The 23,778-nt window shown below is 74.3% G+C and carries 23 protein-coding genes and 1 pseudogene; 8 read left to right on the forward strand and 16 right to left on the reverse strand.

Annotated elements, in window-relative coordinates; translation table 11 throughout:
• Positions 1 to 411: 411 nt before the first annotated feature.
• Together ACWDD7_RS17505 and ACWDD7_RS17510 are read right to left on the reverse strand one after the other, a co-directional pair.
• Positions 412 to 2,226 (reverse strand): phosphatidylglycerol lysyltransferase domain-containing protein, encoded by a 1,815-nt coding sequence (locus tag ACWDD7_RS17505; RefSeq protein ID WP_450457940.1) that lies wholly within the window; start codon positions 2,224 to 2,226, stop codon positions 412 to 414.
• A 110-nt stretch (positions 2,227 to 2,336) separates the two neighbouring features.
• Positions 2,337 to 2,612: a hypothetical protein gene (locus ACWDD7_RS17510; RefSeq protein ID WP_392214689.1), complete on the reverse strand. Its 276-nt coding sequence runs from the start codon at positions 2,610 to 2,612 to the stop codon at positions 2,337 to 2,339.
• 99 nt (positions 2,613 to 2,711) lie between these two features.
• On the opposite strand from ACWDD7_RS17510, the pseudogene ACWDD7_RS17515 reads away from it, so the two are divergent.
• Positions 2,712 to 3,303 (forward strand): annotated as a pseudogene (locus ACWDD7_RS17515) (M55 family metallopeptidase); the annotation flags it as partial.
• 186 nt (positions 3,304 to 3,489) lie between these two features.
• Here ACWDD7_RS17515 and ACWDD7_RS17520 read toward each other — a convergent pair.
• Positions 3,490 to 3,939 (reverse strand): arsenate reductase ArsC, encoded by a 450-nt coding sequence (locus ACWDD7_RS17520; protein WP_351864590.1) that lies wholly within the window; start codon positions 3,937 to 3,939, stop codon positions 3,490 to 3,492.
• Positions 3,940 to 4,125: 186 nt separating this feature from the next.
• Between ACWDD7_RS17520 and ACWDD7_RS17525 the strand changes: the two genes are divergently transcribed.
• From ACWDD7_RS17525 to ACWDD7_RS17535, 3 genes are all read left to right on the forward strand, one after another.
• On the forward strand, positions 4,126 to 4,434 hold the full coding sequence (locus ACWDD7_RS17525; RefSeq protein ID WP_351864587.1) for an ArsR/SmtB family transcription factor: 309 nt from the start codon (positions 4,126 to 4,128) through the stop codon (positions 4,432 to 4,434).
• Positions 4,431 to 5,540: an ACR3 family arsenite efflux transporter gene (gene arsB, locus ACWDD7_RS17530; RefSeq protein ID WP_450457941.1), complete on the forward strand. Its 1,110-nt coding sequence runs from the start codon at positions 4,431 to 4,433 to the stop codon at positions 5,538 to 5,540. Before ACWDD7_RS17525 ends, arsB begins: the two co-directional genes overlap by 4 nt.
• A gap of 61 nt (positions 5,541 to 5,601) precedes the next feature.
• Positions 5,602 to 6,660, forward strand: a complete 1,059-nt coding sequence (locus ACWDD7_RS17535) for an ArsO family NAD(P)H-dependent flavin-containing monooxygenase (protein WP_450457942.1) — start codon at positions 5,602 to 5,604, stop codon at positions 6,658 to 6,660.
• 64 nt (positions 6,661 to 6,724) lie between these two features.
• Here ACWDD7_RS17535 and ACWDD7_RS17540 read toward each other — a convergent pair whose 3' ends face one another.
• On the reverse strand, positions 6,725 to 7,099 hold the full coding sequence (locus ACWDD7_RS17540; protein WP_392214682.1) for an ArsR/SmtB family transcription factor: 375 nt from the start codon (positions 7,097 to 7,099) through the stop codon (positions 6,725 to 6,727).
• 193 nt (positions 7,100 to 7,292) lie between these two features.
• On the opposite strand from ACWDD7_RS17540, the gene ACWDD7_RS17545 reads away from it, so the two are divergent.
• Positions 7,293 to 8,693 (forward strand): NAD(P)-binding domain-containing protein, encoded by a 1,401-nt coding sequence (locus ACWDD7_RS17545; protein ID WP_450457943.1) that lies wholly within the window; start codon positions 7,293 to 7,295, stop codon positions 8,691 to 8,693.
• A 40-nt stretch (positions 8,694 to 8,733) separates the two neighbouring features.
• Here ACWDD7_RS17545 and ACWDD7_RS17550 read toward each other — a convergent pair whose 3' ends face one another.
• Entirely contained in the window at positions 8,734 to 10,008 is a 1,275-nt protein-coding gene (locus tag ACWDD7_RS17550) for a serine/threonine-protein kinase (protein ID WP_450457944.1), read from the reverse strand.
• Positions 10,009 to 10,983: 975 nt separating this feature from the next.
• Here ACWDD7_RS17550 and ACWDD7_RS17555 point away from each other — a divergent pair.
• Entirely contained in the window at positions 10,984 to 11,640 is a 657-nt protein-coding gene (locus ACWDD7_RS17555; protein ID WP_450457945.1) for a YeeE/YedE family protein, read from the forward strand.
• Positions 11,640 to 12,056, forward strand: a complete 417-nt coding sequence (locus ACWDD7_RS17560) for a YeeE/YedE thiosulfate transporter family protein (RefSeq protein ID WP_351864568.1) — start codon at positions 11,640 to 11,642, stop codon at positions 12,054 to 12,056. Before ACWDD7_RS17555 ends, ACWDD7_RS17560 begins: the two co-directional genes overlap by 1 nt.
• A gap of 61 nt (positions 12,057 to 12,117) precedes the next feature.
• On the opposite strand, the gene ACWDD7_RS17565 is transcribed toward ACWDD7_RS17560, so the two are convergent.
• The 11 genes from ACWDD7_RS17565 to ACWDD7_RS17615 form a co-directional block, all read right to left on the reverse strand.
• Positions 12,118 to 12,756, reverse strand: a complete 639-nt coding sequence (locus ACWDD7_RS17565; RefSeq protein ID WP_450457946.1) for a hypothetical protein — start codon at positions 12,754 to 12,756, stop codon at positions 12,118 to 12,120.
• The gene (locus ACWDD7_RS17570; RefSeq protein ID WP_450457947.1) at positions 12,753 to 13,034 is read right to left on the reverse strand and encodes an SHOCT domain-containing protein; all 282 of its coding nucleotides are present in this window, start codon (positions 13,032 to 13,034) and stop codon (positions 12,753 to 12,755) included. Before ACWDD7_RS17570 ends, ACWDD7_RS17565 begins: the two co-directional genes overlap by 4 nt.
• A gap of 168 nt (positions 13,035 to 13,202) precedes the next feature.
• Positions 13,203 to 15,530, reverse strand: a complete 2,328-nt coding sequence (locus tag ACWDD7_RS17575; protein WP_450457948.1) for a heavy metal translocating P-type ATPase — start codon at positions 15,528 to 15,530, stop codon at positions 13,203 to 13,205.
• 133 nt (positions 15,531 to 15,663) lie between these two features.
• The gene (locus tag ACWDD7_RS17580) at positions 15,664 to 15,876 is read right to left on the reverse strand and encodes a ferredoxin (RefSeq protein ID WP_351864557.1); all 213 of its coding nucleotides are present in this window, start codon (positions 15,874 to 15,876) and stop codon (positions 15,664 to 15,666) included.
• A complete protein-coding gene (locus ACWDD7_RS17585; RefSeq protein WP_450457950.1) occupies positions 15,873 to 17,204 on the reverse strand; it encodes an NADH-ubiquinone oxidoreductase-F iron-sulfur binding region domain-containing protein in 1,332 nt (443 codons plus the stop codon). The genes ACWDD7_RS17580 and ACWDD7_RS17585 overlap by 4 nt, the downstream gene beginning before the upstream one ends.
• Positions 17,201 to 17,887 carry a ferric reductase-like transmembrane domain-containing protein gene (locus tag ACWDD7_RS17590; protein ID WP_351864552.1) on the reverse strand — a complete coding sequence of 229 codons (687 nt, stop codon included), beginning with the start codon at positions 17,885 to 17,887 and terminating at the stop codon, positions 17,201 to 17,203. The genes ACWDD7_RS17585 and ACWDD7_RS17590 overlap by 4 nt, the downstream gene beginning before the upstream one ends.
• Complete coding sequence (locus tag ACWDD7_RS17595) at positions 17,884 to 18,849, reverse strand: FAD:protein FMN transferase (protein WP_450457951.1); 966 nt, start codon at positions 18,847 to 18,849, stop codon at positions 17,884 to 17,886. Before ACWDD7_RS17595 ends, ACWDD7_RS17590 begins: the two co-directional genes overlap by 4 nt.
• The gene (locus ACWDD7_RS17600) at positions 18,846 to 19,214 is read right to left on the reverse strand and encodes a hypothetical protein (protein WP_450457952.1); all 369 of its coding nucleotides are present in this window, start codon (positions 19,212 to 19,214) and stop codon (positions 18,846 to 18,848) included. Before ACWDD7_RS17600 ends, ACWDD7_RS17595 begins: the two co-directional genes overlap by 4 nt.
• Before the next feature lie 115 nt (positions 19,215 to 19,329).
• Entirely contained in the window at positions 19,330 to 20,697 is a 1,368-nt protein-coding gene (locus ACWDD7_RS17605) for a sensor histidine kinase (RefSeq protein WP_450457953.1), read from the reverse strand.
• Positions 20,694 to 21,398, reverse strand: coding sequence for a response regulator transcription factor (locus tag ACWDD7_RS17610; RefSeq protein WP_351864540.1), 705 nt, complete (start codon positions 21,396 to 21,398; stop codon positions 20,694 to 20,696). The genes ACWDD7_RS17605 and ACWDD7_RS17610 overlap by 4 nt, the downstream gene beginning before the upstream one ends.
• A gap of 107 nt (positions 21,399 to 21,505) precedes the next feature.
• Positions 21,506 to 22,471: a ferritin family protein gene (locus ACWDD7_RS17615; protein WP_450457954.1), complete on the reverse strand. Its 966-nt coding sequence runs from the start codon at positions 22,469 to 22,471 to the stop codon at positions 21,506 to 21,508.
• Positions 22,472 to 22,759: 288 nt separating this feature from the next.
• Between ACWDD7_RS17615 and ACWDD7_RS17620 the strand changes: the two genes are divergently transcribed.
• Complete coding sequence (locus ACWDD7_RS17620) at positions 22,760 to 23,638, forward strand: universal stress protein (protein ID WP_450457955.1); 879 nt, start codon at positions 22,760 to 22,762, stop codon at positions 23,636 to 23,638.
• The last annotated feature ends 140 nt before the right edge of the window (positions 23,639 to 23,778 follow it).

Consider the following 23,778-nt stretch of genomic DNA (forward strand, 5'->3'; position numbering starts at 1 on the left):
GACGATCAGGACGGCGGCCGCCGCGATGATCAGGAGGGCGGGCGGAGGGGGCCGCGATGACGGGACGGAAGCGGTACGAGGACGAACTGAAGCGGCTGTACCGGGCGGCCGGCTCACCCACTGCGAAGAGGCTCGCCCACGAGATCAAGGCGCGGTGCGCGCAGGACCCTGGCCGGCATCCGGGGCGCCCTTGAGTCCCCCTCGCTGTCCGCCGCCGAGGCCGCGCTGATCGCCCTGCTCCCCTTCCTGCTCCAGGTGCAACACGCCTGGACCGTCGCCGACCTGTGCGTCGTGGACCCGGCGGACCTGGGCTCGGCGTCGATCTCCCCCGGGTGGCCGACGCGGTCCGCGCCGTCCTGCCCCGCGTCCCCGGTCTCGTCATGGCCCCCGCGGGCGAGCCGGACGGGGAGGTTACGACCGCCCGCCCATCCCCGGCAGGGTGAGGAACCCCTCCGCCCGCGCGCTCGCCAGCCCGATCCGCGGGATGTCGCTGGACTTGGCGAAGAGCAGGAACCGCGGCTCCCACACCGGCCGGTACTTGGCGTTCGCGCGGTAGAGGGACTCGATCTGCCACCAGCGGGAGAAGAAGGTGAGGATCGAGCGCCACAGCCGCAGCACCGGGCCGGCACCGAGGCGGGCGCCGCGTTCGAAGACGGAGCGGAACATGGCGAAGTTCAGCGACACCCGCTGGACGCCCAGTTCCTTCGCGCGCAGCAGGAGTTCGACCACCATGTACTCCATCAGGCCGTTCTCGCAGTCCCGGTCGCGGCGCATCAGGTCCAGGGAGAGGCCGTGCTCGCCCCAGGGCACGAAGCTGAGCAGGGCGCGCGGCTGGCCGTCGCCGTCGCGGCACTCCAGCATCACGCAGCGGCCGTCGCCCGGGTCGCCGAGGCGGCCCAGCGCCATGGAGAAGCCGCGCTCTGTGGCGCCGTCGCGCCAGCGGTCGGCGCGGTCGACGAGGTGGGCCATCTCCTCGGCCGGGATGTCCTCGTGGCGGCGGATGCGCACGCTGTAGCCGGCCCGCTTGACCCGGTTGTGGGCCTGGCGGACCACGCGCATCGGACGGCCTTCGAGGGTGAAGTCGGCGATGTCCACGATGGCTTCGTCACCGAGTTCGAGGGCGTCCAGGCCGTGCCGCCCGTAGACGGTGCCCGCCTCCTCGCTCGCGCCCATGACCGCGGGGATCCAGGCGTGCCGGCGGGCCTCGGTGAGCCAGGCGTCGATGGCGCCGGGCCAGGCCTCGGGATCGCCGATCGGGTCGCCGGAGGCCAGCGAGACGGCGCCGACGACGCGGTAGGTGATCGCCGCCTTGCCGCTGGGGGAGAAGATCGCGGCCTTGTCGCGGCGCAGCGCGAAGTAGCCGAGGGAGTCGCGGGCGCCGTGCTTTTCGAGCAGCGCGCGCAGCCTGTCCTCGTCGTCGGCGGTGAGCAGCTGCTTGCCGCGCGGGGAGCGGAAGCAGGCGTAGACGACGGCGCAGAAGGCCGCGGCGAGCAGGGCGTTGACCGTGATGTCGGTCCAGCGGGGGGCGTGCACATGCTCGATGCGGTCGGCGAACACGCCGACGCTGACGCCGCGCAGATAGGTGTAGACGATCTCGTCGGCGAGGCCCGCGCCGGGCAGCGTGTTGGTGGCGTGCACCAGCAGGGTGCCGAGGCCGCCGGTGACCAGCAGCCCGCCCGCGCCGACGGCGAGCGCCAGCTTCGGGTTGGAGGGGTCGCCCACCGCGTTGAACTCGCGCCGGCCGATCACCAGGGCGGCCACGAACAGGCCGGTCAGGGCGGCGGAGACCCAGTTGAAGAGGTGGTCGGCGTACCGGTCCTGGGTGAGCCCGACGACGTAGACCGCGAAGAGCGGCCCGGCGAGCAGGAGATTGGTCAGCCAGGCGGCCCGCTTGCGGCGCCGCATCACCAGCATCAGGAGGATCGCGAGCGCGGCCGAGACCAGCCCGCCGGTGGCCAGGTACGGCGTGAAGAAGGCGCCGACGTGGTGGTGCGGGTGCTCCTGGTTGAAGAGCTTGCTGGTGTTGTGCTCGTGGACCTCCTCGCGGAACGGCAGGGAGAGGACCGCGAGGACGTTGAGCACGGCGATCAGCCGCAGGTACCACACCGTGGCCGAGGCCGCCGCCGCGCGCAGCCGGGGGCCGGGCGTGATCGTCGGGAACTCGCGGCGCGGGGTGCGCCGGGCGGGGGCGTGCGGGGAGGGGACGGTCGACTGCGGAGCGGGCATGGTGACTGGTCACCTTGGGGAGGAGGACGGTGCCTACGGGCGTGACCCTACAGCGTGTAGGGAAATTCGCCCGGTCGGTCTACGGTAAAGGAGCGTACCGGGACCGCTTCTTACCCGGCCCTTTCCGTGCCGCGCCGGGCGGAGGCCAGCATCCAGGCCAGGTCCCCCGCCGCGGCCCCGGCGGCCACCGCGGCGACGATCACCCCGCCGGTGGCGAGGCCGTCGCTGAACAGGTGCGGGCGCCGGTCGAGGCTGTGCAGCCCGAAGCCGCACAGCTCGTACACGCCGACGGCGGCGACGAAGAGGCTGACGACGAGTACGGTGAGGGTCGGCGCGAGGCTGCGTGCGCAGACCTCGCCGCCGGGCACCGTCTCCGTGTCCTGCATGGGTCCCCCGTAGGACGTGGTGGAACGGGTGTGTGAACGGCCTTGGGGCTGTGGCCGATTGGGAACCTACAATACGTAGGGTCCATGACGGTCGACGCCATGCGTGTGTATGTGTGTGCGGACATGGAAGGCGTCACGGGCCTCGTCGAGGCGGACGACGTCCAGCCGGGCGGCCGGGACCACGAGCGGGGCCGCTCCATGATGGCGGAGGACGGGAGCGCGGCGGCGCGCGGCGCGCTGGCGGCCGGCGCGAGCGACGTCCTCGTCGACGACGCCCACGGCCCGATGCGCCGTCTGCGCCCCGACGGCCCGCACCCCGCGGCCCGCCTGGTGCGCGGCAGGCCCAAGCAGATGATCACGCTGGAGAGGCTGACCGGGGAGTACGACGCCGTGGTGTGTGTCGGCCGTCACGCCCGCGCCGGGGCCCCGGGCGTGCTCAGCCACGGCTTCATGGGCCACGAGATCGAGGACATCCGGCTGGCCGGCCGCCCGACCGGCGAGATCGGCCTCGCCCACGCCACGGCGGCGGCCCTGGGCGCTGCCGGTGGCGGCCCTCACCGGCGACGAGGCGGCGTGCGCCGAGACGGCGGAGTGGGACGCGTCGGTGGCCACCGTCCCGGTGACGTACGCCCACGGCCGCTTCGCCGCCGAGCCGCGGCCCGGGGCGGAGGCGCGCGAGGCGATCGAGAAGCACTTCACGGAGCCGCGACGGGACGTGGAGACGGCCTTCGGGGAGGCGGGCCCGGCGGACCGGCTCCGGTCGGCCTGACCCGTACGGCCTGGTCGCCGAGCCCCCGCAGCGGCACGGCGAGCCCGCCGCGGAACTCCCTGCCGGCGTCGGCCGGTCGGGCGCCGCGGGCCGTGGCGGCCGTGGTCCTCACCGGTCCGTGCCGTCTCCCGGACCCACCTGCCCTGCATGTGCCGCGGTGATCTCGGTGATCAGGGCCTCGATACGGGTCCTGATCTCGTCGCGGATGGGGCGGACGGCCTCGACGCCCTTGCCGGCCGGGTCCTCCAGGGCCCAGTCCAGGTACTTCTTGCCGGGGAAGACCGGGCAGGCGTCGCCGCAGCCCATGGTGATGACGTAGTCGGACGCCTGGACGGCCTCGGTCGTCAGGACCTTGGGTTCGGCCCGGGAGATGTCGATGCCCACCTCCTTCATGGCCTCGACCGCGGCGGGGTTGACCTGGTCGCCCGGGAGGGAGCCGGCGGAACGGACCTCGACCCGGTCGCCCGCGAGGTGCGAGAGGAATCCGGCGGCCATCTGGGAGCGGCCGGCGTTGTGGACGCAGACGAACAGCACGGAAGCGATCGGACTGGAGGGCATGGTTCTTCCTTCGCTGGAGGTACGGCTGCGGGCGGGCCGGGGTCCCGGTGGCCGCGGGCGGTCCGCGGCCCGGCGAGGCGTCCGTTTCCGCCGAACGGCAGGTCGGCTCCGCCGAGTGACGAATCACCCCAGACTGGTATCAGTGTTGACTGGTGTCAGTCCTGACTGATGTGAGAGTATCAGTGCATGCTGACGTCAGTCGACACTGATCTGATCCGGGTACTGGCCGACCCGCTCAGGCTCCAGATCGTCACCCTCCTCGCCAAGGAGACGCTCTGCACCACGCACCTGGTCGAGGAGACCGGCGCGAAGCAGACGAACCTCTCCAACCATCTGAAGGTGCTGCGCGAGGCCGGGGTCGTGGACACGGAGCCGTGCGGCCGGTACACGTACTACAAGCTGCGCCCGGACGTGATCGCCCAGCTCGCCGACCGGTTCGCCGGACTGGCCGAGTCCGCCCGGAACGCCGCCGACACCAAGAGGGCCTGCCCGTGACCCGCACCGAACCGCCCGCGACGACCGAGGAGACCTCGGTCGTCGCGAAGCTGTCGACCCTCGACCGCTTCCTCGCCGTCTGGATCCTGCTCGCCATGGCCCTCGGCCTCGGTCTCGGCCGGCTCGTCCCCGGGCTGAACGACGCGCTGGCGAAGGTCGAGATCGGCGGCATCTCGCTCCCGATCGCCGTCGGCCTGCTGATCATGATGTATCCGGTCCTGGCCAAGGTCCGCTACGACAGGCTCGACGCCGTCACCGGCGACAAGAGGCTGATGGTCTCCTCGCTGGTCATCAACTGGCTCGTCGGGCCCGCGGTGATGTTCGCCCTGGCATGGATCTTCCTGCCGGACCTGCCCGAGTACCGCACCGGCCTGATCATCGTCGGCCTGGCCCGCTGCATCGCCATGGTCATCATCTGGAACGACCTCGCCTGCGGCGACCGCGAGGCGGCCGCCGTCCTCGTGGCGCTGAACTCGGTCTTCCAGGTCCTGGCCTTCGGCTTGCTGGGCTGGTTCTACCTCGACCTGCTGCCCGGCTGGCTCGGCCTCGGCGACGGCCAGCACCTGAGCATCTCCATGTGGAAGATCGCCCTGAACGTCGTCGTCTTCCTCGGCGTCCCGCTGCTCGCCGGGTTCCTCACCCGCCGCGTCGGCGAGAAGAGGCTCGGGCGCGAGAGGTACGAGACCGGCTTCCTGCCGAAGATCGGCCCCTGGGCGCTGTACGGCCTGCTGTTCACGATCGTCATCCTCTTCGCGCTCCAGGGGAGGACGATCACCTCCCAGCCGCTGGACGTGGCCCGGATCGCGCTGCCGCTGCTGGCCTACTTCGCGATCATGTGGTTCGGCGTCTTCGCCCTGGGCATGGCGATCGGCCTGGCCTACGACCGCACCGCCACCCTCGCCTTCACCGCCGCCGGCAACAACTTCGAGCTGGCCATCGCCGTCGCCATCGCCACCTTCGGCGTCACCTCCGGCCAGGCCCTGTCCGGCGTGGTCGGCCCGCTGATCGAGGTGCCGGTCCTGGTCGCCCTGGTCTACGTCTCCCTCGCCTGGCGGCGGAAGTTCGGCGCCGACCCGCTGCCGGCCCCGGCCGTCCGGGACCGCTGATGCCCGGCCCGGACCGCTTCGGGGAGCCCGGGGAGCCCGGGGCGGCCGGCCGGGGATCGCGATGAGCGTCCGGCACCCGCAGGTGGTGATCGTCGGCGGCGGCCAGGCCGGGCTCGCCGCCGGCTACCACCTGCGCCGCCTCGGCCTGGACTTCGTCATCCTCGACGCCCGGCCCGACCCGGGCGGGGCATGGCGGCACACCTGGGAATCCCTGCGCCTGTTCTCCCCGGCCGCCCACTCCTCCCTCCCCGGCCGTCCGATGCCCGTACAGCCGGGCGGGACCTGGCCGGACGCGCGGCACGTCGTGGAGTACCTCGCGGACTACGAGAAGCGCTACGAGCTGCCGGTCCGACGGCCGGTGCGCGTGCGCGGGGTGCACCGCGACGGCCGGCTCCTGCGGGTGGAGACCGACTCGGGCACCTGGCACGCCCGTACGGTGATCAGCGCGACCGGCACCTGGTGGCGTCCCTTCCTCCCCGCCGACGCCGGCCGTGGCGACTTCGAGGGACGCCAGCTGCACACGGTCGACTACCGGTGCCCGCGGGACTTCGCCGGTCGGCGGGTGATCGTGGTGGGCGGCGGCAACTCCGGCGCCCAGATCGCCGCCGACCTCGCCCACGACACCGAGCTGACCTGGGTCACCCGGCGCCCGCCCCGCTTCCTGGCCGACGACATCGACGGCCGCGCCCTCTTCGACGCGGCCACCGCCCGCCGCCGCGCCCTGGACGCGGGCCGCACCGACACCGGCGGCGTCGCCGCCCTCGGGGACATCGTCGCCGTCCCGCCCGTCCGCGAGGCCCGCGACAGCGGTCTGCTCAAGGCGAGCCCGATGTTCACCCGCCTGCTCCCCGGCGGGGTCGAGTGGGCGGACGGCACCCGCGCCGAGGCCGACGCGATCATCTGGTGCACCGGTTTCCGGCCCGCCCTCTCCCACCTCGCCCCGCTCCGGCTGCGAGGCCGCCGGGGCCGCATCGCCACCACCGGCACCCGCGCGGCGGACGAGCCACGCCTGCACCTGCTCGGGTACGGCGACTGGACCGGCCCCGCCTCGGCCACCCTCATCGGCGTGGGCCGGCCGGCGCGGGAGGCGGCGCGGGAGATCGCGGCGCTGCTGCGCTGAGTCGCGGCGAACCCGACCCCGTCCGGACCGTGGCGAACCGGGCCCGTGAGGGAGCGGCGGAACGTCAGGCCGCGGCCGGGGCGAAGCTGAGCAGCTTGCCCATCGACGCCAGCACCGACGGCTCGACCCGGTAGTACACCCAGGTACCGCGCCGCTCGGAGGTGAGCAGCCCGGCGTCCTTGAGCTTCTTCAGGTGGTGGGAGACGGTCGGCTGGGAGACGCCGACGTCGGAGATGTCGCACACGCACGCCTCGCCGCCCTCGTGGGAGGCGACGGCGGAGAACAGCCGCAGCCGCACCGGGTCGCCCAGCGCCTTGAACATGCGCGCCGCGGTCTCGGCCTCCTCCGCGGTGAACGGGCGCTCGGTGAGCGAAGGGCAGCACGGCACCACGGCGCCGGACTCGGGCGCGATCAGCGGCAGCACCTTGGGGTTCGACATGCGTCTATGTTGACATGCTTCGAACCAAGAGGTGAGGGGTCGAGAAGGCGCGGCGCGAACGGCCGCCACGCCGACGCGCCCCATCGAAGCCGTCTCCTGAATTCGATGCATGTCTATGTTGAAGTTCATCGAATCAGATGGGATGCTGGCGTCGCAATCCATCGACAGATGTCGAAACACGCGAGGAGTCGCCGTGAACCTGCCCGCCGTCACCGAGCTGCCCGTCGTGGTGATCGGAGCCGGACCTGTCGGTCTGGCCGCCGCCGCCCATCTGGTCGACCACGGCATCGAGCCCCTGGTGCTGGAAGCCGGTCCGGCCGCCGGCGCGACCGTGCGCGAGTGGTCGCACGTGCGGCTGTTCTCCACCTGGGGCGAGGTCACCGATCCGGCGGCGGAGAAGCTGCTCGCGCCGACCGGCTGGACCAGGCCGGACGCGGCGACCTACCCCTCGGGCGGGGACTGGGCCGAGCGGTACCTCCAGCCGCTCGCCGACGTCCTCGGCGACAGGGTCCGCGTCGGCGTGACGGTGACCGGTGTCTCCCGCGCCGGCCGCGACCGGATCGTGGACGCCGACCGCGAGGCCCAGCCCTTCGTCGTTCACGTCACCCACGCCGACGGCCGCGAGGAGCGCCTCTTCGCCCGTGCGGTGATCGACGCCTCCGGCACCTGGACCACGCCCGCCCCGGCCGGCGGCAGCGGTCTCCCGGCCCTCGGCGAGAAGGCGGCGGCCGACCGGATCAGCTACCGCGTCCCCGACCTGAAGGACTCCGCCGTACGGGCGCGGTACGCGGGCAAGCGCACCGCGGTCATCGGCTCCGGCGCTTCCGCGTTCACCGCGCTCGCCTACCTCGCCGACCTGGCCGAGTCCGGCGAGGGCGAGGGCACGAAGGCGCTGTGGATCCTGCGCCGCGGCATCTCCGGCGCCACCTTCGGCGGCGGCACCGCCGACCAGCTGCCCGCCCGCGGCGCGCTCGGCCTGGCCGCGAAGGCCGCGGTCGAGAAGGGTCACGCCGACGCGGTCACCGGCTTCCGCACCGACGCCGTGGAGCGCGACGGCGACGGCCGTCTGGTCCTGGTCGCCGAGGACGGCCGACGGCTGGAGGCGGTCGACGAGCTGATCGTGCTGACCGGCTTCCGCCCGGACCTGTCCTTCCTGTCCGAGGTCCGCCTGCACCTCGACGAACGCCTCCAGGCCCCGGTCGCGCTCGCGCCGCTGATCGACCCCAACCAGCACTCCTGCGGCACCGTCTACCCCCACGGCCACCGCGAGCTGTCCCACCCCGAACAGGGCGTCTACCTGGTCGGCATGAAGTCCTACGGCCGCGCCCCGACGTTCCTCGCCATGACCGGGTACGAGCAGGTCCGCTCCGTCGTCGCCGCGATCGCCGGCGACCTGGAATCCGCCGACCGTGTCGAACTCACCCTCCCCGAGACCGGGGTGTGCGGCGGCGCCGGTCTCTTCGACGCCCCCGACGCCGACCAGGGGGGCGGTTGCTGCGCCCCCGCCCCCGCCCTCGTCCAGCTCGGCACCGCTCCGGCAGCCGAACCGGGCGCGGACACCGCGCGGCGGCCGGGCGAGGGCTGCTGCGGCTGACGACCGCTCTCACCGAAGCCTCGAAGCCCGGGGGCCCCTGTCAGTGCTTGCCCTTGCCCTTGCCGTGCTCGGCGCCCTCCTGGGCGTCCTGCCCGGCGGGCTGTGCCGGGGGCGGGGAGGCCGTGTCGTAGGCCGTCGGGAGGGACGGCGTGGTCGTGGAGGAAGCGGTGGGGCTCGTGCTCGTGGACGGCGTGGTCTGCGGCTCCTGGGACGAGCCGGCGCCGGGCGAGAACCACACCATGCCCACCAGCAACGCCAGGGCGAAGAGGACGGTGCCGCCCAGCGCGGCCACCAGCCGGGAACGGCTGAGGAACGGCACGCGCGGGCGGCGGGGCGCGGCCCGGTGCACGCTCGTCTGCCACTCGGTGCCCGCCGCCGGGGCGAAGGCGCCGTGGGTGGCGGGAGCGGGGACGAGGCTCGCCGGGGCGGCGGCTTCGAAGCCGGTGGCGTGCGCCAGGGCCGGGTGGCCGTGGCCGTGGTGTTCGCTGGGCAGCGGCTCCGGCGCGCCGCGCCAGGCTCCGCGCCCGAACCAGTCCGCCACCTCCTCGGCCGTGGGGCGGCCCTCGGGTTCCTTGGCCAACAGGCCGAGCAGGTAGCTCTCGAAGGCGGGCGGGAGATCGGCGCGCAGGCTCCGGGGTGACAGCGGGGTGGCGTCGAGATGCTGATGAAGCACCGCCAGCGCGCTGTCCGCCTGGAACGGCGGGCGCCCGGTGAGGAGTTGGTAGAGGACGCAGCCCAGGGAGTAGACGTCGGAGGCCGGGCCGGCGGTGTGGCCCAGGGCCCGCTCGGGCGCGAGGTAGAGGCTGGTGCCGACGATCTGCCCGGTGGCGGTGAGCGCGGCGCCGGGGTCGTCGAGGAAGCGGGCGATGCCGAAGTCGCCGATCTTCAGGGTGCCTTGGGTGTCCAGCAGGAGGTTGGCCGGCTTGATGTCCCGGTGCACGATGCCCTGCCGGTGCGCGGTGGCCAGTCCGACGGCGGCCTGTGCGGCGACGTGGGCCACCCGCTCGACGGGCAGGGGCCCGCAGGCGGTGAGCAGCCCGGCGAGGCTGCCCCCGTCGACCAGCTCCATCACCAGGAACAGACGGTCTTCGTACTCGCCGAAGTCGAGGACGCCGACCACGTTCGGGTGGCTGAGACGGCCGGCGGTCTGCGCCTCCAGCCGGAAGCGGGAGGACGCGGTGGGGTCGGAGTCGTGGGGGAGCAGGAGCTTCACGGCAACCGGTCTGCCGAGCATCTCGTCGTCGGCCCGCCAGACCTCCCCCATCGCGCCCCGCCCGATGGTGTCCCGCAGCCTGTATCGGCCCGCTATAAGCACTTGTTCTTCATCCCCATGCCCAAAGACGTCTCGATCGCCGCAGGCCATGACTCACCGCGGGAGCGGATCATCGGACGGGAGGGTGCCGCAGCGGCCCAAGCGTACCGGCCCCCGCGGCCTGGCCCTGGCGCTCACCCCGCGAGGAGGGGCAGGGGAACCGGCGGTCCCGGCAGCACGTTTTCTTTCCGCGGTTCTTCATTCGCGGCCCATGACATTCACGTCATCGTCACAAGAAACCCAGGGTTCTCACCCTCTCCGTGAATAGCTGACTTACGTCCGCGCGGACCAGCGATATGAGGGTTAATTGTGACCCGAGTTACTCTTCTTTCGGTCGCGAATGTCCCGACATGGGGGACAGGGGTATCAAATCCGTCGCGCGGACTATCTCACCAGGTGGTGCCAACTCGGCTGATTCGGAAAATGCCCTGAAGTTGCTCACGGCATCGAAACGGTGATTGCATCAAGCCGATCGAGGAACCGCTCCCCGCGAATGGATGGGGCGCGGTCGGAAGGGAGCGACGTGGGTTGCCCGCACGCCGCAGGATGCCCCCTTTTCCCTTTACTTAGGGGGAGTCTGCAAGGTTGGCGCGAATATTACTGCGACAGTGAGAACCAGTGGCTCGGCTGCGCGCGTTACCAGACGTCGCTCACCGGCGAGCGCGTGCCGATCAGCCTGCTGCCCAACGGAGCCCGCGCGCGGCACCTCGAAGCCGAGGCCGAGGCGGGCCGCTCCGGCGCCACCCCCCGGTCGGCACCGGGCCTGCCGCATGAGCGGGCAGCACACGGAACCGCGACACCGCAGGCCACGCCCCCGTTCGGGGCGGCACCGCCACCGGCGCCTGTCCCGCGTGACCCATCGTCACCGCCTCCACGGGTTCCCCGGCCTTCGGACGGCCGCGCCGGACACACGCGGCGAGCGACCGGATCGAAGAGCGGCTGGTGGACGCGATTCGCCGATTGGATGAGAGGACCCGCATGAGTACCTATTGGCCTTGGTGGGCGGGCGCTATCGGACTCGCTCTGGTCACGGTCAACTACACCCTCGTCACCGACCGGTCTTTCGGAGTGTCGTCCGCGTGGGACCGCGTGCTGCACTGGCGCCGTGAACGTCGCCTCGAACGGATGGACGAGGAATTCGCCGACGAGCAGGCGCTCGTCGAGGCGCTCGCCGCGGCCACGGCGGAGCACTTCGGCACGGGCACCGGCCCGTCCCCCGTGCCGCGGATTTCGGACGAGAAGTCGCGGCCGGTCGAAGCGGACGCCGGACCGGCGACATGTGACGGCCCCGCGAGCACGAGTCTGCGCCCGGTCCCGCTGGTCACCCAGGCCGCCCTGCTTCTGTCGGTCTTCGTCGGCGGGTTCATCGCCGCGGTCACCTCCGGGCGGTTCCACCTCCGCTACGACATGGGCCCCGGTTTCCGGAACCTGGTCACGGCCGATCCGGCCACCATGATCGCCGTGCTGTTCGCGGGTGGCGTGCTGGTCGGCTTCGGCACTCGACTGGCCGGCGGGTGCACCTCCGGCCACGGACTCAGCGGCTGCGGCCGTCTCCGTCCGGTCAGCATCGTCGCGACCGCCGTCTTCTTCGGCACCGCCGTCGCGGTGTCGTTCCTCCTGTGGAAGGTGATCTGATGCGTACCCGGGGCGCGGTTCTGCTGGCCAACATCATCACCGGCCTCCTTCTCGGCTACACCGTCAGCAACATCGGCTTCGGTGACTACGCCCAGCTGAACCGGATGTTCACCTTCCAGGACCCGCGCATGCTCCTCGCCTTCGCCGGCGCGGTGGTGATCATCGTGTGCGTCTTCGCCCTGCTGCGGGTCCGCCGAACCCCGGAACGCATCCACGCGGGCGTGATCCCCGGCGCCGTGATGTTCGGTACGGGCTGGGCGATCTCGGGTGGGTGCCCCACGATCCCGATCATCCAGGTCGCGGGCGGATACCTGCCTGCCCTGGTCACCATCGCCGGCGTCGTCGTCGGTATGCGGCTGTGCCGCTGGGTGTCCACGCGTTACCTCAACGTCGACCGCGGCTCCTGCGGGCTGTAGCCGAGGCGCTCCTTACCGAGGCCCTGCGGGCGCCGGGGGCGGGTTCGGCCGGACCGCCCGGTCATGCGTGGCCGCGGTCCTCCCGCATCCGCAGGAAGCGGCCGTGCCAGGTGTGGTCCCAGACGTCACCGGTGGTCGCGTTGACCGAGATCATGCCGACGACGCGACCGTCGCGCAGGGTGTGCAGGGTGTAGTAGCCGGGAAAGGCGTCCGGCTGGGCGGCGTGCAGCCCGGAGCGGTGGCCGCGCAGCCACTGGTCGGCGATGCGTACGGCGCGGTCGGGGCCGATGGCCGGGGCGCCGCCCGGGGCGCGGCCGGGGGTCATGCCGTGGCCGGGCATCATGCCGTAGGCCGTGTTCCACATCATGGCCGGGCCGTACTCCAGGTGCACGGCGCCCGAGCCGGGCTCGACGAGGACCTCGGTGGCGTGCCTGCCGTGGGCGTCGAGGAGCTCCGCGTAGTAGTTCTCGCTGAACTGCATGACTTCGCCGACACGCAGGTTCCACCGGCCGGCGAAGCGCTCGGCGGCGCGGTCGGCGCCGGCCAGGTCGCGCACCGGGCCGGCGCGGGCAGCCGTGCCGGGAGCGGGGCCCGTCCGCTCGAAGCCGCCGCCCGCCGTCCAGACCACGGACGCGATCAGCGCGGCCAGCGCACCGACCAGCACGGCCAGCGGCAGCCGACGGCCCCGGAGCCGGCTCACTTCGGCCCCGCCCGGTACGAGGAGAGATGCCTGCGCGCCTCGTGATAGGCGTCCGCGTCGATCTCACCCGAGGCGAAGCGACGGTCGAGGATCTCCTCCGGTGTCTCCCGCGACGTCTCTCGGGGAGCCCAACCGCCGCGATCGGGACCGCCACCCCGGCCCTCACCCGGGTGCCGGGTCAGGTGGACCACGGCCCAGACCACCAGCCCGATCAACACGAGCCAGAACAGCGGCATGAACGCCATCCAGGCCCAGCCGCCACCGTCCCAGTACATCACCAGAACCCACCTCCTCAGGAGGCTCCTCACGCTGCTGACATTCCTCATCGTCCGCCCGGCCCGATCCCGGCGCCAGGGCCCTTCGCCCGAGGCGATGGGCCGGTCGGTACCCGGATGCGGCCGACGTCTCGGGCCGGTCGGTCACCGAGGTCCGTGGCCACCTGCCGGTCACGGAGCGAGGGAGAAGTAGTTCTCCTCCTCCTGGGTGAAGTGCAGGCGCAGGACGGTGTTGAGGCCGTAGAGGCAGGAGCGCAGGTCGTCGAGTTGTCCGGCGGACAGGCGGCCGTCGGCACGGGCCAGTTGCAGGTGCGTGGCGATGCGGCGGGCGAGCCGTTCGATCTCGGTGTGGGCCCGGCTCATCGTGGCGGTGGCCTCGGGACCGCCGAGCGTCGGCGCGAGGGCGGGGTAGAGCTGGTGCTCCTCGGCGTACTCGTGCGGCAGCAGCCGTTCGGTCAGCAGCCGGTGTGTCTCCTCCACCGCCGCCAGAGCCGTCGGGCCGGAGCTGTCGGAGAGACGGTCGGCCGCGTCCCGTACCGCTTCCAGGACGTCCTGGAGGTCGTCGTGTTCGGCGGCGAAGCGGTGGATGAGGGCCTCGGCGTCAGGGGTGAGCGCCGGCCGCGCGGCCTGGTCGACCCGCAGGGCACGCAGGGCGTTGAGGATGACGGCGACGTCGATGCCCTCCTGGAGCAGGGCGCCGGCGGCGGGCGGGAGCAGACCGAAGGCGGCCACGGCCATGGCGGCCAGGGACATCAGCATGCCGCCGAGCGCGCTCTGGACGGCTATGCGCCGGGCTCGTTGGGCGATGGCGACGGCGTCGGCGAGACGGTCGACGCGGTCGGTGGTCAGGACGATGTCGGCGGCCTCGGAGGAGGCGGTGGAGCCGCGGGCCCCCATGGCGACGCCGATGTCGGCCGCGGCGAGGGCGGGGGCGTCGTTGACGCCGTCGCCGACCATCACGGTGACCGCGCGCTCGCGCTCGGCGCGTACGGCGGCGACCTTGTCGGCCGGGCCGAGCTCGGCCCGGACGTCGTCCAGGCCGAGGACGGCGGCGACCTCGTGGGCGGGCGCGGCCCGGTCGCCGGTGAGCATCAGGATCCGGTCGATGCCCGCCGCCCGCAGGTGACGCAGGGTGCGCGGGGCGTCGTGGCGCAGGGGATCGCGCAGCAGGACCGCGCCGGCCAGGTGCCCGTCGACGGTGAGCCAGGCGACGGCGGCGCCGTCGAGCAGCGCACGGTTGTCGACGGCCTTCGCCCAGGCGGGCCGGGCGGTCGCGGCACCCGTACGGCCCACGGAGACCCGGTGCCCGTCCACGTTTCCGGTGGCACCCCGGCCGGGTTCCTCGGTGACGTCCGTCGGGACCGAGAGCACCAGGCCGCGTTCGCGGGCGGTGCCGACGATGGCCTGGGCGAGGACGTGCGGCGAGTACTGGTCGAGGGAGGCGGCGAGGCGCAGCACCTCCGCGGCTTTGACGTCGGGCGCGGCGATCACGTCGAGGACGCGGGGACGGCCGCGGGTGAGGGTGCCGGTCTTGTCCAGCAGCAGGGTGCGGGCGCGGCCGAGGTTCTCCAGCGCGCCGCCGTCCCGGATGACGACGCCCAGGCGGGAGGCGCGGGAGAGACCGGAGACGATGGCGACGGGCGCGGCCAGCAGCAGCGGGCAGGGGGTGGCGACCACCAGGACGGCGACCGCCCGTACGGCGGAGCCGCTGACCAGCCAGGCCAGCCCCGCCACCGCCAGCGAGAGCGGGAGGAACCAGGCCGCGTAGCGGTCGGCCAGCCGCACCACGGGCGCGGACTCGGCGCCGGCCTGCTGGGCCAGCCGTACGATCCCGGCGTAGGTGCTGTCCTGTTCGGTGGCCGAGGCGCGCAGCTCGAAGGCGCCGCCGGCGTTGACCACGCCGCTGCGCACCGCCCCGTCCCGGGCGCGCTCCACCTGGACGGACTCCCCGGTGAGCACGGACTCGTCGAGGACGGCGGCGTCGCTCTCCACGCGGCCGTCGACGGGGACGACCTCGCCGGGACCGACGACGAGCAGGTCGCCGACGGCGACCTCGGCCAGCGGCACCGTGGTCACCCCCGCGTCCGTGCGACGGCGCGCGGTGCGCGGCGCGTGTTCCAGCAGGGCGCGCAGGTCGTGGGAGGCGCGCCGCTGGGCCGCCGCCTCCAGGGTGCGGCCGGTGGCGAGCATGAGCGCGATCAGCGCACCGGCCAGGTACTCGTGGACGGCCAGGGTGCCGCCGAGCGCGAGGACGGCGATGAGGTCGACGCCCGCGCGCCCGTGGCGCAGCGCGGAGAGCACCCATCCCACGGCCGGGACGACGGCGGACAGGGTGCCCAGCGCCCAGAAGAGGTCGGCGAGGCCGCCCGCGCCGACGAGCCAGGCGATGCCGCCGGCCGTCAGGGCCGCCGCGGTGACGGCCAGGAGGACGGGTTCGAGCCGTCGCGCGACCGCCGCGGTCGGACGGCGCGGCGGTGTCGGGAACGTGCGGTCGGTCATGGCATACCTCGGTTCGTCCGGCGCGGCGATCGGGGGACCGGTCCCCCCTCCAGCACACCGCGTCCCGGGTGTCGGCGCGAGGGGACGTCCGGCCCTGCTTCGGGGCCCTGCGGACGGCGCGTGCCCGCGCCGGTCATGGCCGGTCCCGGTCGGTGTGGAGGGCCAGCCGGGGGCATGCGGCGACGGCTCGGCGGGCGTGGGCGCGCAGTTCGTCGGGCACCGCTCGGCCTTTCAGGACGGGGTAGCCCCATTCGTCGAGGTCGATCAGTTCGGGCAGGAGCTCGGCGCACAGGCCCTGGCCGGTGCAGGCGACGCGGTCGACGCGCAGGCTTCGGGTGCGGCTCATCGCCATGTCTCCGGGGGTGTCGCGGGCGGTACGGGGACGCGGGGTGGCTGGTGGGCGGCGGGGCAGGGGCCGTGGGTGAGGTGGTGGTCGACGTCGTCGGCGAAGACGCTCAGGGCGGAGGCGGCGAGGCGGGCGGCGCCGTCGGGATGGCGGCAGGCGCCGCGGTCGGGCAGCAGACCGGTGCGACGGCGCAGGCGCGCGGGCAGACCGGGGTCGGCACGTCCGGTGGCCAGCGTGGTGAAGTCCTCGGCCACGGCGGGCAGGCCGAAGTGGCAGGGGCCGCACTGGCGCGCGCTGTGGGCGGCCAGGTAGGCGAGCATCCGCGCCGTCTCGCCGAGCCCGCAGGCCGCTCGGGGCAGCGCGACGAGGACCCCGGCGCCGGGTGCGGCGCCCAGCGGGGCGAGATCGCGCCGGGCGAGGGGGGTGTCCAGGCGCGCTGCCGGGAGCCAGGTGCCGGCGAAGCCGCCGAGCAGGACCGCTTGCAGGGGGTCGGTGGGTCCCGCGGCGCGGTCGAGGAGCGTGGTGATCGGTGTACCGAGCGCGGCTTCGAGCACACCCGGTGCGGCGACGGCGCCGGAGACGGTGACGAGCGTGGTGCCGGGCTCCTCCGGCGTGCCTGCCTGCCGGTACCAGTCAGGGCCGTAGCGGGCGATGAGGGCGAGGTGGGCGAGGGTCTCGGCGTTGTCGACCAGTGTGGGGCGCCGGTCCACGCCGCGCTCGTGGGTGCGCGGAGGGCTGCCCTGCGGCCGGGCCGGGCCCCCGTTCAGCCAGCGCACCAGGGAGGTCGACTCGCTGGAGACGTAGGCATGGGGGAGGGCGTGCAGCCGCAGCCGGACCGGATCGAGGCGGGCGCGTCGGCGTTCGTCCAGAGCCGCGCTCAGCTGCTGGTACTGGGCGGTGCGGTCGCGGGGCAGGCACACGTGGACGGTGTCCGCGCCGACCGCGGCCGCGGCCAGTACGGCACCGTCGAGCACGAGATGCGGTGCGACGGCGACGAGGAACTGGTCCTTGCGGCTCGCCGGTTCGCTCTCCATGGCGTTGACGACGACCACCGCGCGGCCACGGCGTTCCGCCACGGCGCGCAGCTTGCGGGCGGTGGGGAAACCCGCGCCGCCGCGCCCGGTGAGTCCGGCCGCCTCGACCGCCTCCACGAGCGGCACGGACGTACGCCTGCCCCTGCCCGCGGGGACCGGGGCGGGCCCGTAGCGTCCGAGGTGATCGGACAGGTCGGCCGGCCGCCCCGTGGCGTTCCAGCCGGCCAGCAGCCGGGGTTCGCCCGGCGCGGCGGAGAGGCGGGCCGAACGGGACGCCGTGGCCGAGGGGTTCACCGTCCACCTCCCAGGAGGATCGTCGTGGCCGCCGCGCGCTGGGCCCAGCCCGGCTGGAGCGGGCCGGCGGCGAGGAACGCACCGAGCACGACCGGTACGGCGGTCGCGGCCACGGCGGTCAGCAGGCGCCCGGCGATCCGGCCCGGCCCGGCCTTGGCCGACCGCCACCACACGGCGGCCACCACCGTGCCGAGGCATCCGGCGTAGAGCCAGAGCTGGAGGGGCAGCCGGGTGTCGGTGCCGGTGCCGACACCGTGGAAGAGGGCGAGCGGCCAAGCCGCGTACGCGAGCCAGTGCACGGCCTTCCAGCGACGCACGCCCAGGCGCCGGCGCAGGGCGCTGGTGACGAGCACCGCGAGCAGCAGGTCGAGCGCGGCCGTGCCCAGGCCGAGCCAGAGCGGCCGGTACGACGCCCCGAACGGCACCACGGTCACCGCCCACCCCAGGTGGGCGAACGGATCGAGCACCGCCGTCACCCCGTGCACGGCGAGGAACACCAGCGTGAGCAGGGACAGGTTGCGGTGCAGCAGGGCGATCTCGAAGCGGCCGACGCGGTAGGGCGCGGCGCGGCCGCCGGAGGCGATGCCCAGGACCACGACGGCGGTGAGCAGGATCAGGGCGAGGGTGCCGCTTGCCCGGCTGGCGTACCACAGGGGGCTGCCGGTGAGGGCCAGGGTCGTCATCGCGAGCCTCCCGGGGCCGGAGCGTCGGAGTCGGGGGGCCAGCCGCCGAGACGTACGACGTGGCCGTCGAGGCCGACCAGCCGGGCGGGCAGGGCGGTGCCGCGCAGCCAGTCGACGGCCCGGTCGCCCAGCACGATCGACGCGGTACTGGCGGTGTTGGCGTCCACGCACGTGGCGGCGGCCACGGTGACGGTGCGCCAGACCGGGGCGGCCGGTTCGCCGGTGGCCGGGTCGACGATGTGGTGCAGGGTGCGGTCGGCGCGCCGCCAGGTGCGCACGCGGATGCCGGAGGTCGCCAGCGCGCCGCCGGTGATGGCCACGGCGGGGCCGTGGTCCGTGGCGGGCCGGGCGTGGTCGTCGGCCAGGGCGATGCGCCAGCCGTCCTCGGGCGCCGGCCCGGCCGTCGCGAGGTCGCCGCCGAGACCGACCAGGACGCCGCAGCCGGTGGCCGCGGCGGCGTGGCGGGCGGCGCGGTCGGCGGCGAGGGCCTTGGCGGTGGCGCCCAGGTCGAGGGAGGTGTGCGGCGGCAGACACAGCCGTCCGGTGCCGGGGTCGAAGTCGATCCGGCGCCAGCCGGGGGTCGGCCGGGCCGGGGGCAGCGGGCGGACGTCGTCGGGGCGTAGGGAGGCGAAGGTGCGGTCGTAGCCGAGCGCGGTCATCGCGTGGCCGACGGTCGGGTCCACCGCCCCGTCGGTGATGTCCGCGGCCCGCAGAGCGGCCAGGAGGGCCTCGGCGAAGAGCTCGCCGACCGTCACCGGGCTGCCCGCGCCGAGGTTGACCCGGGTCAGTTCGGAGTCGGCGCGGAAGCGGCTGCACGCGCGGTCGACGGCGGCCAGCTCGGCGCGCAGGATCACCTCGGCGGCGGGCAGGGCACCCGGCTCGGTGACGAACAGCGCGGCCGTGGTGCCGAGCGCCGGGAAGCTGACCTCGGCGGGGGACGGCTTGGGGATGTGCGTGGTCATGACGCCCCCGTCGTGGTGTGGGGCTTCTGCTGGGTGGGGGCGGGCGGCTGGGCCGGGGCCCGCGGCGCGGGCTTCGAGGCGGCGGCTTCCTCCTCGTCGTCGGAATCGCCCTCCTCGTCGTCCCCTCGGGCGGCGGACGACGTGGGCGGACTCTGCCCGGATCCGGGCGGCGCCGCGGGCGAGGACGAGCTCCCCGGGATCAGATGGGTGTAGAGGCCGCCGAGGGCGGCCGTGGCGGCCACGGCGGTGACGGCGAGCCACCGGGTGAGGCGGCGGGTCCGGCGCAGTCCGCGATCGCGTGCGCCGGGCGAACCGGCCGAGGGGGAGTCCTGGTCGAAGTCGTGGGGTGCGGGCGAGGGTGCCATGGCAGCGGCTCCTGGTGATTCGGCGGCCCGGATCGGCTGCGTGCACCTTCAGGCTGTGACGGCGGCACCCAGGAACTCGCTCACGTCCTTTTCAGGACTGGTAAAGATCTTCGGTTCACCGGGGCGACGGCCCGAGCCGGCCCTGCGGCCACGGCGGCAGGTCCAGTACGACGGTCAGCCCGCCGCCAGGGGTGTCCTCCAGCCGTGCCGTACCGCCGTTGGCGGTGACCAGCCGGTGGACGATGGCGAGCCCCAGACCGGCGCCCCTGGCCTCCGGATTGCCGAACCGGCGGAAGGCGACCGCCTTGGCCCCGGCACTCATTCCGGGACCGTCGTCCTGCACGCGCACACGGATGACGCCGGCGGTCGCCCGGTGGTCGAGTCGCACGTTCCCGCCCTCGGACACGGCCTCCACGGCGTTGGCGACCAGGTTGTCGAGGATCTGCTCCAGGTGGCCCGCGCCGAGCGCGGCGGACAGGGCAGGCCCGTCCGCGACGGTCAGCCGTACCCCGCGTTCCGCGGCCACCGGCGCCCAGGCCGCCACCCGCTCGGCCACCACCTCGTCGACCCGGACGGCGACCGGCCGGGGCGTCACCTGCTCGGCCCGCGCGACCGCGAGCAGCCCGTCGACCAGCCGGGACAGCCGGGCGATCTCCTCCTGCGCGGCGGCCACCTCGGCGGCGGTGTCGCCCCCCGCCCCCGCGCCGAGGACGTCGAGCCGCAGCCGCAGCGCCGCCAGTGGGGTGCGCAGCTGGTGGGACACGTCGGCGAGCACGGCCCGGTGGCCGTGCACCAGCGCCTCCATGCGGGCCGCCATGGTGTTGAAGGTGGCGGCCAGACGGCGTACCTCCGGGGGGCCGCCGTCGACCTCGGCCCGCTCGTCGAGGGCGCCCTCGCCCAGCCGCTGGGCGCTGACGTCCAGCCTCGACAGCGGGCGGCTGACCCAGCGGGCCAGGCGGACGGACAGCAGCACGGAAGCGGCCAGCCCCGCCGCGCCGATCGCGGCGGACCAGCCCAAGATGGCGGCGATCCGGGCGTCGAGCGGGGCCGCTGAGCGGGCCAGGACGACCGCGCCGGAGGGGTTGCGGACCTCGCCGGCCGGTTCCGCGGTCAGGAGCCGGCCCTCGTTCTCCGGCGGTTCGGGCTCGTGCCCGGCGAGGACCCTCTCCGCCAGCTCTTCCGCCTCCCCGCCCTGGGCCGCCGTACAGGGCGTACTGGCCACCAGGCGCGCGGAGGCGTCGTACACGGCCGCGCAGTCCCCCGCCCGGGCCGCGGCATCCAGCTCCTGGCGCATGACGGTGGCGGGCCTGCGGTCGGAGAGGTGCTCCTCGGCCGCCGCGGCGATCACCCGGGTGGCCGCCCGCTGACTGTCGCGGAAGGCGACCCGCTCGCGGGCCGTCAGCGACACCGCGAGCGGCACGACCGCCAGCACCAGCAGTACGGAGGTGAGGACCAGGAGCGTCCAGGTGATCCGGCGGGTCACGCCCCCTCCCGGGGCTCTTGGACCTCCCCGAGCCGGAAGCCGTGTCCGTAGACGGTTTCGATGAGCCCCGGGGCGCCGAGTTTGCGGCGCAGCGCCGCGATGTGCACGTCCACCACCTTGGTGGGGCCGTACCAGTGGTCGTCCCAGACCCGCTCCAGGACCTGCTGCCGGCTCAGCAGCCGGCCGGGGTCGGCGGCCAGGCACTCCAGGATGCCGAACTCCTTCGGCGTCAGCGTGACCGGGCGGCCGTCGACCGAGACCTGCCGGGTGCGCAGGTCGAGCACCAGCGGGCCGTGCCGGAGGACCTCCGGCTCCGCCGGGCGCCGGCGGCGCAGCACGGCCCTGATCCGCGCGAGCAGCTCGGCCAGCCCGAACGGCTTGACCAGGTAGTCGTCGGCGCCCTCGTCCAGGGCCACCACCCGGTCCGCCTCCTCGCCCCGCGCGGTGACGGCGATGATCGCGGCGTCCGACCGCGCCCGCAGCCTCCGGCACACCTCGACGCCGTCGATGTCGGGCAGCCCCAGATCGAGCAGCACGACGTCGGGGCTGGGCGCGGCCAGTGCCGCGCGCCCGGTCCGCACCCCTTCGACCGCGTAGCCGGCCTGCCGCAGCCCGCGCACCAGGGACTCCGCGATGCCCCGGTCGTCCTCGACCACCAGCACACGCGTCTCATCGGCCTCGCCCGTGGCCTCGGCACTCATGCCACCCGTCTCCTCGGTGGTGGGAACAGCTGTCCGTACGGCACGTCCAGCCTGCTCCCTCCGCGGCGGCCGACGGCAGGGCCGTTCGTCCCTCGGCTGTGCTGTGCTCAGCGCAGCCGGTCGGCGGCTCCCCGGAAGGCGGCGGCGTGCCGGGCCTCGTCCGCGGCGGTGTTGCGGAAGTAGGCGGCGGCAGCGGTGTCATGGACCGCCTTCGCCCGACGGGCGAACCCGGGATAGACGGCGGTCGCCTCGGAGCGCTCTCCGGTCACGGCCCTGTCCAGGTTCTCCCTCGTGGTCCGCACCAGTCCCGCCAGGGCCGCCTCGCCGGCGAAGTGCTCGCGCAGTTCCACCGCGGCTGTCCCTTCCCACAGCCGGGCCAGCGCGGGGTCGCCGGTCCGCTTCGCCTGCGCCGCGAACAGCGTGTACTTGGCATGGGCCAGGGCCTCGCCGTGCATCGCGGTGTCCAGGTTGGCCTTCGTGCGCGCGGCGCGCACCTTCGGCGGCCCGGCGGGCACCGACACCGTCCGGGCGGCGGGCGGCGCCGGGACGGTGCCGTGGCCGGACGTCACGACCGTGAGGGCCGTGCGGAAGGCGTCACGGTGGCGGCCCTCGTCCGCGGCGAGCTCCGTGAACAGTTCGGCGGCCTTCGTGTCCCCGTCCTGCCGGGCCTGGGTCGCGAAGCCCCGGTACATGACCTGGTGCTCGTACGACTCCCCCTGGACGGCCTGGCGCAGGTCGGCCGCGTTCGTGCCGACCACCCCGGCCAGCGTGGCCGCCTCGCGCAGATGCTCGTTCAGCTCGGTTCGCGCCGTGGTCCGCAAGAGCCGTCCGGCGGCGGCGTGGGCCGCGCCGTCGGCCTGGGCGCCGAAGAGGCTGTAGGAGGCGTAGGCGAACGCCTCGCCCTTCATGGCGGTGGTGAGGTCCGTGAGCGTCCGCGCTTCCATGGCCCGGCCGGCACGAGCCTCGGGGCGGGGGCCCGCCGGGACGGCGACGGCCCCGGCGGAGACCGCCTGCGATGCCGCGGTCAGCGCGCACAGACCGACCAGGAGCGTGCGTATCGAGTGGCGGAACACGATGTCCTCCTCCGGGGGCCTTCCGGGTGACGGCACTCCTCCCTCATACGACCCGCACGGGTGCGCCCACGCCGTTTCTGCTGAGCCTTCCGGGTGATGACGGAGTGTGATCAGGCTCAGGGCGCGGCGGCTGCCGCGGTATCCAGGGGCCGCCCATGGCCGGGTTCGGCACCGATGCTGAGGGGTTGCCGGAAGGCTTCGGTCCGATGCGCAGCCCGGCACGGTGGCGGACGATGGACGAGAGCCGGGCAGGGCGAACGCACGGGCGGCGAGGCGAGGAGGCGCGGCATGGCGAAACCGGTCGTCGTGGGAGTCGACGGCTCACCGTCCAGCCTGGACGCGGTCGAGGCGGCGGCGCACGAGGCGGCGCTCAGCGGGGTCGGCCTGCGGTTGGTGCACGCCTTCGGATGGCCGTCGATCCATCCGCCGTCCGGCGGGCCCCCCTGGGATCCCGCCAGAGCGGGGGTGCGTGAGCTGGTGGACGGCACTCTGGCCGAGGCCGAACGGCGGGCACGCGAGGCCGCCCCGCGGGTGGACATCACCCGAGAGGTCCCCGTCGGCGAGCCGTTGATGGTGCTGGAACTGGAGTCGCGCACCGCCTCGCTCGTCGTGGTGGGCAGCCGCGGGCTCGGCGGGTTCGGCAGCCTGCTCCTCGGTTCCACCACCGTGCATCTGGCCGCCTACAGCCATTGCCCGGTGCTGGTGGTCCGGGGCAGGCCGAACCCGGCCGGTCCCGTGCTGCTGGCGGTGGACGGCTCCCCGGCCGGGGAACGCGCTGTCGAGTTCGCCTTCGCCGAGGCGTCGATGCGCCGGGCGGACCTGCTGGCCCTGCACGTGTGGAACACCCGGAGCGAGCGGCCGTACGAGGGGCCGGGCGACCCGTTGAACCTGGTCGTCGACATCGAGCGGCTCCGCGAGGAGCAGCAGCGACTGCTGGACGAGACGCTGTCCCGGTGGCAGAAGCGTTACCCGCAGGTCGTGGTGGAGCGGCGCCTGGTGCGCTCGCGGATCCGCTCGGCGCTGATCGAGGCGAGTCGCGACGCACAGCTGGTCGTGTGTGGCGCACGCGGGCGCGGCGGCTTCGCCGGCCTGCTCCTCGGCTCGGTCAGCCAGGCCCTGCTGCATCACGCGCACTGCTCCGTCGCGGTGGTCCGCGGCAAGGAGTGACCACCGCTTCCCGCCTGCCGGCCGCCCTTTCCCCGACCGGTGTGGCGGTGGCTCCCGACCGGGGTGACGCTCCGGTCACTCGCACGGGCTGAGACCACCCCGGGTGCGGGAGGCCGCCGCCCCGGGCGGGAAGGGCGAGG

It is taken from the genome of Streptomyces sp. NPDC001056 (genome assembly GCF_053598955.1).

Coding starts and splice junctions, on each gene's coding strand:
- ACWDD7_RS17620 (WP_450457955.1), top strand. CDS start 22,760: ATGGCGAAACCGGTCGTCGTGGGAGTCGACGGCTCACCGTCCAGCCTG.
- ACWDD7_RS17560 (WP_351864568.1), top strand. CDS start 11,640: ATGCGTACCCGGGGCGCGGTTCTGCTGGCCAACATCATCACCGGCCTC.
- ACWDD7_RS17575 (WP_450457948.1), bottom strand. CDS start 15,530: ATGACCGACCGCACGTTCCCGACACCGCCGCGCCGTCCGACCGCGGCG.
- ACWDD7_RS17600 (WP_450457952.1), bottom strand. CDS start 19,214: ATGGCACCCTCGCCCGCACCCCACGACTTCGACCAGGACTCCCCCTCG.
- ACWDD7_RS17505 (WP_450457940.1), bottom strand. CDS start 2,226: ATGCCCGCTCCGCAGTCGACCGTCCCCTCCCCGCACGCCCCCGCCCGG.
- ACWDD7_RS17595 (WP_450457951.1), bottom strand. CDS start 18,849: ATGACCACGCACATCCCCAAGCCGTCCCCCGCCGAGGTCAGCTTCCCG.
- ACWDD7_RS17510 (WP_392214689.1), bottom strand. CDS start 2,612: ATGCAGGACACGGAGACGGTGCCCGGCGGCGAGGTCTGCGCACGCAGC.
- ACWDD7_RS17555 (WP_450457945.1), top strand. CDS start 10,984: ATGAGTACCTATTGGCCTTGGTGGGCGGGCGCTATCGGACTCGCTCTG.
- ACWDD7_RS17610 (WP_351864540.1), bottom strand. CDS start 21,398: ATGAGTGCCGAGGCCACGGGCGAGGCCGATGAGACGCGTGTGCTGGTG.
- ACWDD7_RS17525 (WP_351864587.1), top strand. CDS start 4,126: ATGCTGACGTCAGTCGACACTGATCTGATCCGGGTACTGGCCGACCCG.
- ACWDD7_RS17540 (WP_392214682.1), bottom strand. CDS start 7,099: ATGTCGAACCCCAAGGTGCTGCCGCTGATCGCGCCCGAGTCCGGCGCC.
- ACWDD7_RS17590 (WP_351864552.1), bottom strand. CDS start 17,887: ATGACGACCCTGGCCCTCACCGGCAGCCCCCTGTGGTACGCCAGCCGG.
- ACWDD7_RS17580 (WP_351864557.1), bottom strand. CDS start 15,876: ATGAGCCGCACCCGAAGCCTGCGCGTCGACCGCGTCGCCTGCACCGGC.
- ACWDD7_RS17535 (WP_450457942.1), top strand. CDS start 5,602: ATGAGCGTCCGGCACCCGCAGGTGGTGATCGTCGGCGGCGGCCAGGCC.
- ACWDD7_RS17520 (WP_351864590.1), bottom strand. CDS start 3,939: ATGCCCTCCAGTCCGATCGCTTCCGTGCTGTTCGTCTGCGTCCACAAC.